This is a genomic window from Nocardia sp. NPDC060255, assembly GCF_042727395.1.
Lineage (GTDB): Bacteria > Actinomycetota > Actinomycetes > Mycobacteriales > Mycobacteriaceae > Nocardia.
The window spans coordinates 155,911-170,985 of record NZ_JBHXAU010000010.1; the positions used below are offsets into that span (position 1 = coordinate 155,911).

The window sequence follows — 15,075 nt, forward strand, 5'->3', positions numbered from 1 at the left end:
AATCTGGCTGCCTAGTTGCCGGGGAGGGGGTCACCGCAGTTGTTGGGGGTGGGGGTGTTGGTGAGGTGGTCGGCGAACCATTGGATGACGCGGGGGGCGACGGCTTGGTCGTTTTGATTGTCGTGACCGACGTTGGGGTTCCACTGGGTTGTTACGGGAGTGCCTGCGGCGCAGTAGCGGTTGACCAGTGCTGCAGTGAATTTCGGCGGGACGAGTTTGTCCTCCAGGCCCTGGGCCAGATAGACCGGAATGCCCGGCGGCAGGTCGGGGGCGCGGTTCTCCTCGAAGGCTCGGCGCCACGCGGGGTCGGCGAGGGGGTCGCCCTTGAAGTAGTCGCCCATGCCGGGGACGGTGGTGATTCGGGCGAACAGGGCGGCGAAAGGTATTGCGGCGCAACCGGCTCCGGCCATTTCCTCGTTGCGGGCGGCGGCTTGCGGGGTGAGCAGGGCGTTGGGGTCGAGTTGGGGGTAGGCCTTGGCGTACTGGGTGGTGAGGAAGGGGGTGACGGCCCAGCCGTTGAGGAGTTGGGGTGGGCGTTCGTGCAGGATGCCCGCGATGTCGGAGGCGGGGGCGGTGGCGGCGTCGGCGACGAGGTGGAGTTCGGGCGCGTAGGTGGGGGTCAGCGCGGCGGCGGCCAGCGAGATGAGACCGCCCTGGGAGATGCCGTAGATCAGCATGTCGGTGCCCGCGCCGGAGCCGGGCAGGTTGCGGGCGGCGCGGGCGGCGTTCACGGCGTCGCGGCCCTGGTCGGTGGCGACGAGGTAGTGCTCGCCGTCGCCGGTGCCCGCGGCGCCCGCGTAGTCGCTGGCGGCGACCACCCAGCCGCGGTCGAGGGCGTCGTTGAGCCAGGGCATGGTCGCGGCGATGCCGGAATTCCTGCTCGGCGCGCATTCGGCACCGAGGCTGACGGTGCCGTGGGCGAAGTTCAGGATGGGGCGGTTGGCGCCCTCGCTGAGTGGCGTCCAGACCATGCCGGACGACACCGCGGGGGTGCCGTTGCGGTCCTGGGACCAGTACAGGACGCGCTGGCCGTGGCCGTGCACGCCGGGCAGTGACATCGGCGATGAACGGATCACGGTGCCCGGCGGTTGGGGTGAAATACTTTGTGGCACTTGGTAGAAGGCGGCCAGGCGGGTTTGTTCCGCGTCCTGCCGGGCGGTTTGGGTGACGATTGTCCCGTACCAGCCGATTGTCACCGCGAGCACGATCAACTGCACGGTTACCGCGGCCGGACGCCACCAGCGCAGGGTGCTCGCGCGGGGCAGCGGAGCAGTCAGCCGGAGACCGCGGAGCACCATCGCCACCCCGGTGATCAAGAGGGTGATGACCGTCCATGCGGTGAAATCCAGGCCGGTGCGAAAGGGGAACGTCGCGAGAATCGAGCCGGCGAGCACCTGCCAGCCCGCGAGTGCCGCGGATGCGACGAGCACATCGTCGCGTCGCGCCCCGGCCGACAGGCCGCAGCTGCCGACGCCGATCCAGCACGCCCCGACCCACAGGAACGACGTCGACACAGACATGGTCAGTGCGGCGATACCGAGCACGCCGAACCCAGTGGCAAGCGCTGCCTCGACACCCAGCAACCGTCGAGCGCGCATGAGTGGGGTGGACTCGAAGCTGTCACCATCAGCCGGCTGATCGGGCTCGGCGGCCGACGAACCGCCGCTGCGCGCCAACCACCACCGAGCGGCGGCGGACGCGCCGAGTACCAGCATCGCGACCGCGACGACAACGCGTCCCTCGATCAGCGAAACGCCCAAGGGGGAGTACAGCAACACACCCGACACGATCAGGGCGAGCCCGGGCAACCACCACGCGATTCCACGTACGTCCCAGGTCCGCGCCTTGCTACCGCCCACCCGGGGCCTCCGTCCGTCGGTTTACGCAGCAAGCTCGATGCCGACAACTCTACGGACGGCCGACAGCCGATCGATGTGATCTTCGTCGACTCGCGCTCAGCGGTTCCGCCACCGCCGTCGCGCCCACTTTCGTGCCGCCGGACTCACCGCGAGAACCGGGAGGAACAGTACGAATCCGACCAACGCGACCGGAATCATCAAGTAGATGAGCAATTCGCCGAGCACTTGCAGGATGGTGGGAACGGCGAAGGGCACTGCCAGCACCGCCAGGGCAATCGCCAGCGGATAGGCCCCTCCCGAGGCCGCGGCGATAGCGGCGAATGCGAATCCGGCCGCGAGCACGAGACCGAGCAGGGCCACGAGGTAGTTGTCCCACCATGCGTGTTGTTTCGTGTGAATCGAAGCGCCTCCCATGACGTCGGGTCCGACCCAGCCGCAGAGCCTAGCGCGCCACCACCCCAACGGACGCCAAAGCCTCGTATTACGTTGCGCCGGTTAGGACGTCGTTCCCTAACACCCCCGAGTTATCCACAATTGCCCGGGCGTGGGTTCCCTTGGGGGCCGTGTCGGGCAAGAGTTGAGGCGTGGAAATGACAGCGCTGAACCTCTGGTCGAGCTTGTCTCCTGCTGATATCATCGATATCAAGGAGGTGGGCTTGATGACCGACATCTTGATCCGTGATGTGCCCGACTCGACGATCGCCGAGATAGATCGGCGCGCAAAAGATCTGGGCGTATCGCGCAGTGAATTCCTTCGCCGCTGGATCAGCCGAGACTTCCGGTCGGCTGCGGCGCCGGTGACAGCGGCGGACCTCGATCGACTAGGCCGCCTAGCGCGAGACCTCGACGACCCGGAGGTCATGCGGCAGGCGTGGTCGTGAGTGAGCGGCCCTGGCTCGTCGACAAGTCCGCGTTGGTTCGCCTTGGTCGAAGTCCCGATGCGCAGCGATGGGCCGAACGCATCGAACGCGGCCTGGTGCGAATCTCCACCGTTACCGTGCTGGAGACGGGCTACTCGGCCAGATCGGCCAAGGATCTGACCGAGTTGCTCGACCTCCCACCCCTCTCGAGCATGCCGGTGGAGTACCTGACTCCGGCTGCCGAGAACCGGTCGGTCCAGGTGCTCCGAACCCTCGCCGACCGCGGACACCACCGCGCGCCATCGATCCCCGATCTGCTGATCGCGGCCATCGCGGAACAGTCGAAACTCGTTGTGCTCCACGTCGACAAGGACTTCGAACTCGTCGCCGAGATCACGGGCCAGCCGGTCGAACGGCTACGCCTGGACCCGCCGGAATAGGCGCTGGGCCGAGCGCCGTCGCGATCTGCCCGTGTTCGGGCCCGGTGCTCCGGGCAGCGAACAGGGCACCGCGAGCTATGCCCCGTTCGGCACGTCGTCGATCGGTTCGACGGCGGCTCCGGCGAAGATGAGGAAGTCGGTGGAATCGGCGAAGTCCGCGGAGGTTTCCTCGCCGATGTAGAGGTCGAGGTGGTGTGGGCCGCCGGGGCCCGGGATGAATTCTTCGCCGACGGACCATTCGGCGGCTTGGAATTTGGCGCAGGTGGCGGCGGCTTCGGGGTCGATGATGCCGCAGTCGGTGAGGCGCAGGCGGGTGCCTGGTGCCAGGCCGTCGGCGGCGGCGCTGCGGAAGGGCTGCAGGATCTCGCCCGCGGCGTCGCGGGGCTGCGAGTCGAGCCAGAAGCCGGCGTCGTAGGACCAGTTCAGGTAGGCGCCCGCGTTGCTGCCGCTGGTGATACGGCCGGTGCCTTCGTCGCGCACCGCGTCGACGAAATCGCTTGGTAGATCGCCGAGTTGAGCGTCGTCGTCGACACAGTCGAGGTAGATGCAACCGTGCACCGTTTCGCGCGGTCCGTCATGGTAGGACTCGACGGCGGTGTAATACGCCGTGACGGTCCAGTCGGACCACTTGTTCTCGCCGGCGTCGCATCCGGCCACGAGGACGGACACGGCCAGCAACCCCACACCCAGCCGCACGCTCTGATCGTACGGGGGTTGCCGCCGTGCCGCTGTCCGGGCCGAGTCAGGCTGCGGCGGAGCGGAACTCGGCGGCATGATCGATCGCCCACTGCCGGAAGGTGCGCGGCGGTGCGCCGGTGAGCCGTTCGACGGTGTCGTGCACGACGGAGGTGAAAGCCGCCAGCGCGGTGGCCCGCAGCGCCATGATCGCATCCGCCATCTCGGCGGGCACGCCGTGCTCGACAATGGCCTGACGTGCCTGTTCCGGTGCGACTTCGACGAATTCGAGCGGGCGGCCGAGCACCTCGCCGAGGACGGCGGTCTGCTCGCCGGGGGACAGCGCCTGCGGTCCGCTCAGCGTGTACACCTGACCGTCGTGCCCGTCGGTGGTGAGCGCGACGGCCGCCACCGCCGCGATATCGCGTGGATCGATGACGGCTATGCGCCCCTGCCCATATGGCGCGTACACGGCTCCGTGCGCACGGATCGTGCCTGCCCAGTGCAGCGCGTTGGACATGAACCCGAGCGGGCGCACGATTGTCCACGGCACACCGGAGGTGCGCACCGACTGTTCGCCCGCGCGGTGCCAGGTGGGGATGGGATCGGTCGCGGTGTCGTCGCCGGTGCGGCCCGACGACAGCTTGACCAGGCGTACGGCGCCCGCCTCGGCGGCTGCCCGAGCGACGATCGCATCGTGCTCGGGAATCGCGGGTCCGGCGGACAACAGGAAAACCCGATCGACGCCGCGCATGGCGGCGGCCAGGTGGGTGGGGTCGCCGAGGTCGGCTCGGACCACCTCGACGTCCGCGGGCAGCTGCGCGTCCGCCGGCTGTCGGCTGGTCGCGCGGACCTGTTCGCCCGCGGTGCGCAGCTGCTCGATCAACGCGCGGCCGACGGTTCCGGTGGCTCCGGTTACGAGAATCATGGTGTCGCTTCCTCTTTCGATGGGGCGGGCCGAATGCCCGCTGCCTGGACAAGAGTGCGACCGGGACGGTCAATCGATCCATCTACCGCGCACGGATAGTGGAAAATTTCCACACAGCGTGGTGATATGAAAGGAATGACCACACTGGACGACGTGGATCGCGGCCTGATCCACGCACTGCACATCGATGGCAGGGCACCGTTCAATCAGATCGGTGCGGTCCTCGGTGTCTCGACGCAGACCATTGCTCGCCGGTACCGTCGGCTACGCGCCGAGGCAGGCCTGCGCGTCGTCGGATTGCCGGACACGCACGGAATCGGCAAGGCGCAGTGGCTGGTTCGACTCACCACCACGACGGCCGCGGCACAGCACCTGGCCAACTCACTGGCTCGCAGGTCCGACACCTCGTGGGTCAAGCTGATGTCCGGCGGCACCGAAATCCTGCTCATCGTCGATGTCCCACTCGGCGCGCAGACCTCGCGATCGCTACTGCTGCACGACATTCCGCGCACCTCGAGCGTCACCGGGGTGTCCGCGCACCTGGTGCTGCACACCTACCACGGCGGGCCCGGCGTGTGGCGCGGCCATGTCAACGCATTGAATACCGCTCAGCAGCAACAACTTCAGATCGAATCCGGCAGTCCGCCGCAGCATCGGACCCTGTCCGCTGCCGAGACCGCCCTGCTCGGCGTGCTGAGCCGGGACGGCCGATCCGGCCTCGCCGAACTCGCCGCGGCCACCGGCTGGTCGCCGGCGACGGTGACCCGGCGGCTGGCCGACCTGCGCGCGACGGGCGCGCTCTTCTTCGACGTCGAATTCGACGACGCGCACTTCGGCGCGACCACCCAGGCCCTGCTGTGGATGTCGGTCGCCCCGGCCCGCCTCGACGCGGTCGCCAGCACGCTGGCCGGGCACGACGAACTCGCCTTCGTGGTCGCGACCACCGGCTCGGCCAACCTCGTCGCCCAGGCAATGTGTGCGGACCCCGCCGCCCTGCACCGATACCTCACCGGCCGCCTCGGCGAGCTCGACGCGATCCGGACGCTGGAGACCGCACCGGTCCTCGCGACGATAAAGGCGGGTGGGCGGACGCTCTCCGAGCTGACATCCGCCAAGGGAGTCCGCTAGCGCACTTCCGGCGGCCGCGGCCACGGATTGGCTTCGATGGACTCGACCGACTGATTGAACCGCGCGATCAACCTGCTCAACTGATCGACATCGGCGTCGGCCCAGTCGGCGACCACCGCGCCGATGCCGTCCCGGCTCTGCAGGCGATCGGCGGCCAGCACATCCAATCCCTTGACGGTGGCCTGGATCTTGCGCGCGATGCCGCCGTCCGGGTCGGGCACGCGGTCGACGAGCCCCTGCTTGAGCATCGCGCCGACCTGACGGTTGATCGTGGAGATGTCGAGCTGGAACGTCTCGGACAACTCGCGCAGGCTCAGCGCGGTGTCGTACTCCAGCCTGGTCAGGATGAGGAAGGCCGAGCGGTCGAGCTGGAAACCGGGGCGACGCAGCAGGGACGCGGGGAAGTGCCTGGCGAGCAGGGTCAGCTCGTAGACCAGGCGGGTGAGCGCTGCGTTGTCGGCGGGACCGAATTCGGACATGGGCCTCACTATGTCGGGTGCGTCACGTTATATCCAATTGTGCACGATACACAAGATGTGTAGCGTGCACATTTGTGACTGTTGCTGCCGACGCGTCTTCGACCGTCTCTGATATCGAAGACCGAAGGCGTCCATCGCCGGCCGTCCTCATCGCCACCCTCGGTATGGTCGGTGTCGTCGTCTCGCTGATGCAGACGCTGGTCATCCCGATCATTCCGACGCTGCCCGACCTGCTGAGCACCTCGGCGTCCAACGCCTCCTGGGTGGTGACCGCCACCCTGCTCGCCGGTGCGGTGTTCACGCCGATCAGCGGCCGGCTCGGCGACATGTTCGGCAAGCGCCGGGTGCTGTTCGTCAACCTGCTCTCGCTGGTCGCCGGTTCGGTCGTCTGCGCGGCCTTCACCTCGCTGATTCCGGAGATCATCGGACGCTCGCTGCAGGGTGCTGCCGTCGGTGCGATTCCGTTGGGCATCAGCATCATGCGCGACGAACTGCCCGCCGAGAAGGTGGGCTCGGCGATGGCGATCATGAGCGCGACGCTCGGCGTCGGCGGCGCCCTCGGCCTGCCGCTCGCCGCGGCGATCGCGCAGAACGCGGACTGGCACATGCTGTTCTGGACCGCGGCCGGCCTCGGCCTCATCTGTGCCGCGCTGGTTTTCGTCTTCGTGCCGGAGTCGCCGGTGCGTACCCCCGCGCGCTTCGATTTCGGTGGCGCGGTTGGTCTTTCGATCGCGCTGCTGGCGCTGCTCATTCCGATCACCAAGGGTGCGGACTGGGGTTGGGGCAGCCCGACGACGCTGATCCTGTTCGCGGTGTCGCTGGTGGTGTTCCTCGGCTGGGGCGCCTACGAGCTGCGTCAGCGTTCGCCACTGGTCGACCTGCGGGTCTCGGCGCGACCGCGAGTGCTGTTCACCAATATCGCTTCCGTCGCAGTCGGTTTCGCGCTCTACGGCATGTCGCTCACCTTCCCGCAGCTGCTGATGGCGCCGGAACAGACGGGCTACGGCTTCGGCCTGACCATGGTCAACGCCGGATTGGCGCTGGCACCAACCGGATTCGTGATGATCCTGCTCTCGCCGGTGTCGGCGAAGCTGTCCGCCGCGCGCGGCCCGAAGATCACGCTGGCGCTCGGTTCCGCGGTGATCGCGGCCGGTTACCTGTGCGCCGTGGTGCTGATGAACAGCGTCTGGGAAATCATGGTGGCGTCGATGATCGTCGCCGCGGGTGTCGGCCTGGCCTACGCCGCGATGCCCGCGCTGATCATGGGCGCGGTGCCGATCACCGAGACGGCCGCGGCCAACGGGCTGAACTCGCTGATGCGTTCCGTCGGTACCTCGACCTCGTCGGCGGTGATGAGCGTGGTGCTCGCACACATGACCATGCAGCTCGGCGTGCACGTGTTCCCGTCGCGCGACGGATTCCACACCACGTTCTTGATCGCCACGGCGGCCGCCGTTGTCGCGATCGTGCTGACCGCGCTGATCCCGATGCGCAAGGCGCCCGACGCGGCGGCGACGGTGGGACACGCCTGATCTGAGAACTGTTGGAGCCGACCCGGTTTGCCCGGGTCGGCTCCGCTGTTTCCAGGGTCAGTTGCCCCAGCGGCCGAGTTCGGCCGCGTGCTCCAGCAGTGTTCGTTGCCCGGCCGCGCGCTCGCGCAGCAGCATGAAGGCTGGGGAGAACGGCGGCGCTTTGTCCGGCCGTGCCGTTGCCTGTTCGATGATGATGTCCGTCAGGGACGTGGCCATGGCGTGTCGTGGATACCGCGCGTGGATTGCCGCGCCGACCTCGTCGCTGATGAACTCGGTGTCTTTGCCGAAGTCGAGTGCGATCCCGTTCCTGGTGAGCAGGCACAGCGTGCCGCGGCGATCGGCGATGTGCTGCGAAGTGTGCAGCGCGATCGCTTCCCAGACCGAGTCGACGGCGGCAGCCCCGAGACCCTGCTCGGTCAGCACCTCCGCCGCCTTGTCCGCCCCGTCGACCTCGAACCGCTGGTTCCCGTTGGCCGCGTCGCTGAGGCCGATGTCGTGCAGCACGCAGGCGGCGAACAGGAGATCGGTGTCGTAGTCGGCGTCGGGTTTCGCCGCGGTGTGCTCGGCGAAGAGTCTGGCGAACAGGAAGCTGCGGATGCTGTGGTTGACCACCGCCGGTGACTCCACTCGCAGAGTCAGCGCGAGGACGTGCTGTGCAAGGGGCGTCTGTGGCAGCACGAGTGCCGCCGTTGTCTCGCTGGTCATGCCGACCTCTCTCACATCGGATCTCGCGAGCCGATGCACGCAACTGGACCGAAGTGCCTGTGAGCGTAGAAGAGTCCGCGTCGAGCGGCGACGTGAGAAGTCGTACACCCGTGGCAGGGAACTTCGACGGGCGCGCAACCGACGCCAACGGGCGCAGCTTGTGCCGGTCGTTGTCCGGCGGCCTCCCGCGCTATCCCGGCATCAGTTCCCCGTGATCATTCGTCCGGATTCCGGCGACGGGTCTGGCGGAACCAGCGTTTCGGGTGTGACGGCTTCGGTGTAGCGGCGGGCGAGGGTGCGGATGTGGGCGACCAACTCCGGCGGTCCGTCGACGCGGAAGTCCATCATCAGCATGCTCAGGTAGATGGCGACGGTTTCGAGTGCGTCGGCGCCGGTCAGCAGCACACAGCTGTCCGCGTCGACGGCCTCGACGACGCCGACGGCGGGATTGATTCGGGCGATGACGGTTTCGGCGGGGGCGAGAACGGTGACGCGGGCGTGCACCTGCCAGCCGGTGCTGGCGATGTGGCGCATAACGAAGGCGACCAGGTCGTCGTCGGGGAGTGCGCGGGCGGCGAAGCGGCGAGTGCCGGTGCCGGCCTGCTGGACCCGGGCGACGGGAATCGCGCTCCAGGAATGGGTTTCGAGGTGGTAGGCGACCAGGTACCAGCGGCGCTGCCAATTGATGAGTCGATAGGGTTCGACTTCTTCGCGGGCCAGGTCCGGCTGATCGATCAGCACGGTGGCGCCGTCGCGGATGGCGCCGGCGAGCGTGGTCAGGATCGCGGCGGGGACCGGGGCGTCGGGTTCGCGCGATCCGGTGGTGGCCGGGCCGATGGCGGTGGCTTCGCGGAGCGCGGTTACCTTGCGCTGCAAGCGTTTCGGCAGGATTTGGTCGAGTTTGGCGAGGGCGCGGGTGACGTTGTCGGTGATGTCCGCGATCCCGGTGGCGCCGTCCTCGGCCAGGCCGACGGCCACCGCGACGGCGACGGCCTCGTCGTCGTCCAGTAGCAGCGGTGGCATCGTCGTGCCGCGGCCGAGGCGGTAGCCGCCGATCGCGCCGCGTTGCGCCTGCACGGGGTAGCCGAGTTCGCGCAGGCGCTGGATGTCGTTGCGCAGGGTGCGGTCGGTGATCGACAGTCGCTCGGCCAGCTCCCGGCCGGTGTGCGCGCGGTCCTGCAGTAGGGCCAGCAAACGCAGTACTCGCACTGTGGTCGGCGTCACATTTCACCTCGGGAAAATTAGGAACGAAACCAGCCTAATGGACTCATAGGCTGATGTCAGAAGCAAGGAACACCATCTCGAAAGGTCCTGACATGAACGTCGCCACCACCTCCATCGCCACCCTGAGCCCCGTCTGGCGGGACGTCCTCGACGAGTCCTACCGTGCCCTGGCAAACGTCGTCGCCGGTGTCCGCGACGATCAGTGGGAGCTGCCGACGCCGTGCTCGGAATGGACTGTGACGCAGGTGGTTCAGCACGCCGCGGGCGATCAGCTCGCCTACGCCGCGGCGCTCGGCATCGGAGCCGGGCCGTCCGGCAACCCCTTCGAGCCCTCCGGCAGCGTCGACGGGTCGAAGACGGCGCTGGTCGATAACGCGATCGAGCAGACCGCGGCCGCCTGGGCGACCGTCGCCGACGACACCGAGACCGTGCCGACGCCGCTGCCGCACGGTTCCCTGCCGACTCCGGTCGGTGCGGTGATGTGCGCACTGGATGCCGCGGTGCACGCCTGGGATATCGCGATCGGCACGGGCCAGCCGTCGCCGTTGACCGAGGAGCTGGCCGGGTACTTGCTCACCGCCGCGCGCACTGCGCAGCCCGCACCGGGGAGCGGCGAGGAAGCGGAAATCGTTGAGCCGCTGCGTCAGTGGGGTGCCTACGCCGCGATCGTCGACGGCGAGTCCGACGGCAGCGCGGTCGCCGAACTGCTGAGCTACCTCGGTCGCGTCCCGCGCGTCTGAGGTGGGGCGGGGTGCGCGGCCCGCGTCGCGCACCCCGGCCAGCGGAAACCGTTGTACTGCAACGGGTCAGCGAGCGGTGACGAATCCCTGCGCGACCATCCAGTCGCGAGCGACGTCGGCGGGCTCCTTGCCTTCGAGGTCGACCAGCCGGTTCAGCTCGGTGACGGCCTCGTTGGTGAGCCGCTGCGAGATCGGCGCCAGAATGGTGGCGACCTGCGGATGCGCGTCGGCGAACGACTTGCGCATCACCACTGCCGCATTGTATTTCGGGAAGAAGCGCTGATCGTCTTGCAACAGCACCAGATTCAACGCCGGGATGCGGCCGTCGGTGGTGGCGACCGAGCCGAACTTGCACTGTTTGGCATCGGCAGTGGCCTGATAGACCACGGCATCCTGGACGATCTGCTTGTGCACCTTGCCGACATCGATGTTGTATTTGCGGGCCATGCCGGGGTAACCGTCCTGGCGCACATTGAACTCGGTGCCGACGCAGGTGGCCGCGGCGGCCGGGTCCTTCTCGATCAGCGCGGCATAGTCCGACAGCGTCCGCACGCCGGTCTCCTGCGCGGTGGCCGGGCTCATCACCAGCGCGTAGGTGTTGTTCATCGGCGCCATGTCCGCCCACACCATGCCGTGCGCGGCGAGATCGGCGTCGCGGACGGCGTCGAACTGTCCTACCTCGTCCGGGACGGGGGTCTCCTTACCGAGGTAGTTGACCCAGCCGGTACCGGTGTAGTCGTAGGCGACGTCGATCTGACCGTGCAGCTGGGCGTCGCGAAGGCTGTTGGAACCCTGAATGTTCGTCAGGTCCCGCACCTCCGCGCCGGCGGCCGACATGGCGAACTCGATGATGTAGCCGAGGATGTTCTGCTCGGTGAAGTCCTTGGACCCCACGATGATTCGGACGCCGTCGAGTTCGGGAACCGGCCCGATACTGCCCGGCCCCACCCGAAGCGGCACCGCGCCACCGGATTCCAAGCCACAGGCCGCCATCAGCATCACCCCGGCCGTCAGCGCCACACCGCGCCACCGTCGGTTCATTTCAGCCCCCTCGGCCCGAGGAACTGCTCGGCGAGGGCGCCGAGCCAGTCGACCAGCAGGGCGAGCGCGACCGCGAGCACGGCGCCGACGACGAGGGTGACGTTGTCGCGCAGCTTGTAGCCGGTGTCGATCAGGATGCCGAGACCGCCCGCGCTCACCAGGAAAGACAGCGTCGCGGTGCCGACCGCCAGCACCAGCGAGGTGCGCAGGCCGGCCAGGATGTAGGGCACGGCGAGGGGAAACTCGATGCGGCGCAACACCGTCAGCGCCGACATGCCCTGTCCGCGTCCGGCGTCGGTGAGCGTCTGATCCACCTGCTGGTAGCCGAGGATCGTGTTGCGCAGCACCGGAAGCAGCGAATAGAACGCGATCGGCGCGACGCCGATCCAGAAGCCGGTGGTGCGGGTGGCGAGGTAGAACAGCACGATCAGGCCGATGGCCGGTGCGGCCGCGCCGATATTGGCGATGCCGACGAAAAGCGGTGCCAGACGGCGATATCCGGGCCGGGTGAGCACCGTGCCGAGCGGCACCGCGATGACGATGACGATCAGTACGACGGTCGCCGAGATCAGGATGTGCTGCCAGGTGACGGTCACGATGTTGTGCGTATTGAGGCTGGCCTGCTGCGTGGTGGTCAGGTCCCTGGCGAACGCCCACACCAGCACGCCCGCGGTGAGCAGCAGCACGACCACCGGCTGGACGAACAGCCGGATCCGCTCGGCCCGCCGCTGGGCGGCGGGCGAGGACGTCGCGGGCGGGGTGCCGATGGCCGCCGTCACGGCGCGTCACCCGCCGCGGGACGGCCGGATCCGTGTTCGGCGCGCATGGCCGACAGGTGCGCGACGAGGGTGTCGATGGTGATCAGTCCGACGTATTCGCCGCGCTTGCCGGTGACGACCGCGTTCGCCGTCTGGTCGGCGAGCAATGCCTCCAGCGCGTCCTGCAGCGTCGACCGCAGCGACAGCGGCTCGCCGATCGGTGTTCCGGTGCCGCGCAATGAGTTCGCGTGCGCGAGGTGGTCGGCCGAGACCCAGCGCAGCGGCCGCCGCTGCTTGTCGAGCACCAGCGCCCACGGCCAGTCCTGCCCGGCCAGCGCGGTCCGCAGGGTGTCGACCGGCTCGTCCTCGACGGCGGTCGGGCATTGGCGCATGTCGACGTCGCTCACCCGGGTGAGGGTGAGCTGCTTGAGCGAGGCGTCCGCGCCGACGAAACCGGCGACCGTCTCGTCCGCGGGATCGGCGAGGATGGCCGCCGGGGTGTCGTACTGCAGGATGCGGGACTGGTTGCCCAGCACCGCGATTCGGTCACCGAGCTTGACCGCCTCGGTGAAGTCGTGCGTGACGAACACGATGGTCTTGCCCAATTCGCCTTGTAGTCGCAGCAATTCGTCCTGCAGCAGGCCGCGGGTGATCGGGTCGACCGCGCCGAACGGCTCGTCCATCAGCAGCACCGGCGGGTCGGCGGCGAGCGCGCGGGCGACACCGACGCGTTGCTGCTGACCACCGGACAGTTGCCGCGGGTAGCGGTCGCGATAGGTGTCCGGATCGAGGCCGACCAGGTCGAGCATCTCGTCGGTGCGGGCGGCGACCCTCTTGCGGTCCCAGCCGATCAGGCCCGGCACCGTCGCGACGTTCTTGGCGACCGTCATGTGCGGGAACAGGCCGGCCTGCTGGATCGAGTAGCCGATGCCGCGGCGCAGCTGGTCGGGATTCATCGACGCGGCGTCGCGCCCGCCGATGGTGATGGTGCCCGAGGTCGGCTCGATCAGCCGGTTGATCATCCGCATGGTGGTGGTCTTGCCGCAGCCGGAAGGCCCGACCAGTACGACGATTTCGCCCGCCGGGATGGTCATCGACACCTCGTCGACGGCCGGATCGCGCTGGCCCGGATAGCGTTTGGTGACCGCGTCGAGCACGATCTCTTCGCCGGACACCGCCGATTCGATGCCGCCGGAACGGGTTTCGGTGTCAGTCACGGATTCCCCTCGAGGTGGTGAGGCGTCCGACGAGGACGTAGATCCCGTCCAGTACGAGCGCTAGTACGACGATCAGTACCGTGCCGACCAGGGCCTGTGGCACCGCGTTCGGGCTGCCGAGCCGGGCCAGCCCGGAGAAGATGAGGTTGCCGAGCCCGGGTCCCTTGGCGTACGCGGCGATGGCGAGAATGCCCATGATCAGCTGCGTGCTGACCCGGATCCCGGCCAGGATGGCGGGCCAGGCGAGCGGGAGTTCGATGGCGGTGAGTACCCGCAGGCGATTCATGCCGACACCGCGGGCCGCGTCGGTCACCGCGGGATCCACCGAGGACAGCCCGATGATCGTGTTACGCAGGATCGGCAGCAGCGCATACAGAACCAGCGCGGAGATTGTCGGTGCGACGCCGAGGCCGAGGATCGGGATCAGCAGGCCGAGCAGCGCGAACGACGGCACGGTGAGAATGGCACTGGCGACGGCCGTCGAGATCGATGAGCCGAGCGGGCTGCGGTGCACCAGTATGCCGATCAGCACCGCGACGATCGTTGCGATCAGCACCGATTGCAACACCGCCGACACATGCAGATAAGAGTCGATGAGCAGCTGATGTCGCCGGTGCACTACGAAAGTCCACAGCGTGTCCAGGGTCGTACCTCCCCGTCGCCCGGTGTCCTGGGAGGGTAGCGCGGATTCGCTTCGCCCGGACGGTATTCCGGGCGGCGCGCCGCCGCCCGGAATCGAGCTCCGAGGTCAGACCGCAGATCTGATATCGGTGTGTACGAAGTCGTTGCCCTTGTAGAGCAGCGGCTTTTTCCTAACGGTGGCGAGTGCGTAAGCGAAGCAATCGCCGAGATTGAGCTGTGCCTTATGTCCGCTGCCCTTGCCGAAATCGCGGTATGCGGCTCGGGCGATGGCAGCCTGCTCCAGCGAGACGGGAGCGAGCTCGATATCTCCCTCGCCGATCAACTCCGCGAATTTACGCGCCAAGATCGGGTCCGGACTGCGATCAACCTTGATCGCGACTTCGAAGTGGTTGACCACCGACATCGACCGGCTCTCGGCCGCGTCGAGCGCGTCGATGAAACTACCGCGTTCGGGTTCTTGTTTGATGATGGCGAGCAGGGCCGATGCGTCGACGATCATGCGGGCATCCCCTGATCGTCGTAGAGATCATCGGTCGTGAGCAACGCCAGGGTCTCGGGAGTCATCCTGGCGTCGATATCGGCCACGATTTCCCAGAGTCGAGCCTTTCGCGACTGTTGTGTCGCCTCGCGCTCGGCGTTCAGTTCTTTCAACATGCGTTTCAGTGCCTCCTCGACAACGCTGGTTTGGGACATCCCCGTCCGCTCCGCTGCCTCACGCACCAAGGCGTGCACCTTCTCATTTTTTATATTCAAACCCATAGGGGTCCACCCTTCTGGACTGGGATGGTAGACACTCTACCCTTGTTCCATCGCTGGTGGAAAATAGTTTTTCGACGGGAACCGTTCG

18 protein-coding genes are annotated in these 15,075 nt (G+C 67.7%); 5 read left to right on the forward strand and 13 right to left on the reverse strand.

The window, feature by feature from the left end; all coding sequences use genetic code 11:
• Window positions 1-11: 11 nt before the first annotated feature.
• Together ACFWF1_RS20170 and ACFWF1_RS20175 are read right to left on the reverse strand one after the other, a co-directional pair.
• Window positions 12-1,859, reverse strand: a complete 1,848-nt coding sequence (locus tag ACFWF1_RS20170; RefSeq protein WP_379280804.1) for a lipase family protein — start codon at window positions 1,857-1,859, stop codon at window positions 12-14.
• A gap of 96 nt (window positions 1,860-1,955) precedes the next feature.
• Window positions 1,956-2,273, reverse strand: coding sequence for a hypothetical protein (locus tag ACFWF1_RS20175; protein WP_379280803.1), 318 nt, complete (start codon window positions 2,271-2,273; stop codon window positions 1,956-1,958).
• Between the two features lie 245 nt (window positions 2,274-2,518).
• On the opposite strand from ACFWF1_RS20175, the gene ACFWF1_RS20180 reads away from it, so the two are divergent.
• Window positions 2,519-2,740 carry a ribbon-helix-helix protein, CopG family gene (locus ACFWF1_RS20180; RefSeq protein ID WP_379280802.1) on the forward strand — a complete coding sequence of 74 codons (222 nt, stop codon included), beginning with the start codon at window positions 2,519-2,521 and terminating at the stop codon, window positions 2,738-2,740.
• Complete coding sequence (locus ACFWF1_RS20185) at window positions 2,737-3,159, forward strand: PIN domain nuclease (protein ID WP_379280801.1); 423 nt, start codon at window positions 2,737-2,739, stop codon at window positions 3,157-3,159. Before ACFWF1_RS20180 ends, ACFWF1_RS20185 begins: the two co-directional genes overlap by 4 nt.
• 75 nt (window positions 3,160-3,234) lie before the next feature.
• Here ACFWF1_RS20185 and ACFWF1_RS20190 read toward each other — a convergent pair whose 3' ends face one another.
• Window positions 3,235-3,855: a hypothetical protein gene (locus tag ACFWF1_RS20190; RefSeq protein WP_379280800.1), complete on the reverse strand. Its 621-nt coding sequence runs from the start codon at window positions 3,853-3,855 to the stop codon at window positions 3,235-3,237.
• A gap of 46 nt (window positions 3,856-3,901) precedes the next feature.
• Window positions 3,902-4,762 carry an NAD(P)H-binding protein gene (locus ACFWF1_RS20195; protein WP_379280799.1) on the reverse strand — a complete coding sequence of 287 codons (861 nt, stop codon included), beginning with the start codon at window positions 4,760-4,762 and terminating at the stop codon, window positions 3,902-3,904.
• Between the two features lie 135 nt (window positions 4,763-4,897).
• On the opposite strand from ACFWF1_RS20195, the gene ACFWF1_RS20200 reads away from it, so the two are divergent.
• On the forward strand, window positions 4,898-5,890 hold the full coding sequence (locus ACFWF1_RS20200; RefSeq protein WP_379280798.1) for an Lrp/AsnC family transcriptional regulator: 993 nt from the start codon (window positions 4,898-4,900) through the stop codon (window positions 5,888-5,890).
• On the opposite strand, the gene ACFWF1_RS20205 is transcribed toward ACFWF1_RS20200, so the two are convergent.
• A complete protein-coding gene (locus ACFWF1_RS20205) occupies window positions 5,887-6,369 on the reverse strand; it encodes a MarR family winged helix-turn-helix transcriptional regulator (RefSeq protein ID WP_379280797.1) in 483 nt (160 codons plus the stop codon). The two genes, ACFWF1_RS20200 and ACFWF1_RS20205, sit on opposite strands and share 4 nt — an antisense overlap.
• 74 nt (window positions 6,370-6,443) lie before the next feature.
• Here ACFWF1_RS20205 and ACFWF1_RS20210 point away from each other — a divergent pair, with 74 nt between their 5' ends.
• Window positions 6,444-7,901 (forward strand): MFS transporter, encoded by a 1,458-nt coding sequence (locus ACFWF1_RS20210; protein WP_379280796.1) that lies wholly within the window; start codon window positions 6,444-6,446, stop codon window positions 7,899-7,901.
• Between the two features lie 57 nt (window positions 7,902-7,958).
• Here the strand turns inward: ACFWF1_RS20210 and ACFWF1_RS20215 are convergent, their stop codons facing one another.
• Together ACFWF1_RS20215 and ACFWF1_RS20220 are read right to left on the reverse strand one after the other, a co-directional pair.
• Window positions 7,959-8,606 carry an HD domain-containing protein gene (locus tag ACFWF1_RS20215; protein WP_379280795.1) on the reverse strand — a complete coding sequence of 216 codons (648 nt, stop codon included), beginning with the start codon at window positions 8,604-8,606 and terminating at the stop codon, window positions 7,959-7,961.
• Between the two features lie 201 nt (window positions 8,607-8,807).
• Window positions 8,808-9,830 (reverse strand): helix-turn-helix transcriptional regulator, encoded by a 1,023-nt coding sequence (locus ACFWF1_RS20220; protein ID WP_379280794.1) that lies wholly within the window; start codon window positions 9,828-9,830, stop codon window positions 8,808-8,810.
• 92 nt (window positions 9,831-9,922) lie between these two features.
• Between ACFWF1_RS20220 and ACFWF1_RS20225 the strand changes: the two genes are divergently transcribed.
• On the forward strand, window positions 9,923-10,570 hold the full coding sequence (locus tag ACFWF1_RS20225) for a TIGR03086 family metal-binding protein (protein WP_379280793.1): 648 nt from the start codon (window positions 9,923-9,925) through the stop codon (window positions 10,568-10,570).
• A gap of 66 nt (window positions 10,571-10,636) precedes the next feature.
• Here the strand turns inward: ACFWF1_RS20225 and ACFWF1_RS20230 are convergent, their stop codons facing one another.
• The 6 genes from ACFWF1_RS20230 to ACFWF1_RS20255 form a co-directional block, all read right to left on the reverse strand.
• Window positions 10,637-11,611 carry a glycine betaine ABC transporter substrate-binding protein gene (locus tag ACFWF1_RS20230; RefSeq protein WP_379280792.1) on the reverse strand — a complete coding sequence of 325 codons (975 nt, stop codon included), beginning with the start codon at window positions 11,609-11,611 and terminating at the stop codon, window positions 10,637-10,639.
• Window positions 11,608-12,390: an ABC transporter permease gene (locus ACFWF1_RS20235; protein ID WP_379280791.1), complete on the reverse strand. Its 783-nt coding sequence runs from the start codon at window positions 12,388-12,390 to the stop codon at window positions 11,608-11,610. The genes ACFWF1_RS20230 and ACFWF1_RS20235 overlap by 4 nt, the downstream gene beginning before the upstream one ends.
• Window positions 12,387-13,586, reverse strand: coding sequence for an ABC transporter ATP-binding protein (locus ACFWF1_RS20240; protein ID WP_379280790.1), 1,200 nt, complete (start codon window positions 13,584-13,586; stop codon window positions 12,387-12,389). Before ACFWF1_RS20240 ends, ACFWF1_RS20235 begins: the two co-directional genes overlap by 4 nt.
• Window positions 13,579-14,229: an ABC transporter permease gene (locus ACFWF1_RS20245; RefSeq protein WP_379281203.1), complete on the reverse strand. Its 651-nt coding sequence runs from the start codon at window positions 14,227-14,229 to the stop codon at window positions 13,579-13,581. The genes ACFWF1_RS20240 and ACFWF1_RS20245 overlap by 8 nt, the downstream gene beginning before the upstream one ends.
• 105 nt (window positions 14,230-14,334) lie before the next feature.
• The gene (locus tag ACFWF1_RS20250; RefSeq protein ID WP_379280789.1) at window positions 14,335-14,727 is read right to left on the reverse strand and encodes a type II toxin-antitoxin system VapC family toxin; all 393 of its coding nucleotides are present in this window, start codon (window positions 14,725-14,727) and stop codon (window positions 14,335-14,337) included.
• On the reverse strand, window positions 14,724-14,987 hold the full coding sequence (locus ACFWF1_RS20255; RefSeq protein WP_379280788.1) for a type II toxin-antitoxin system VapB family antitoxin: 264 nt from the start codon (window positions 14,985-14,987) through the stop codon (window positions 14,724-14,726). The genes ACFWF1_RS20250 and ACFWF1_RS20255 overlap by 4 nt, the downstream gene beginning before the upstream one ends.
• Window positions 14,988-15,075: the final 88 nt, after the last annotated feature.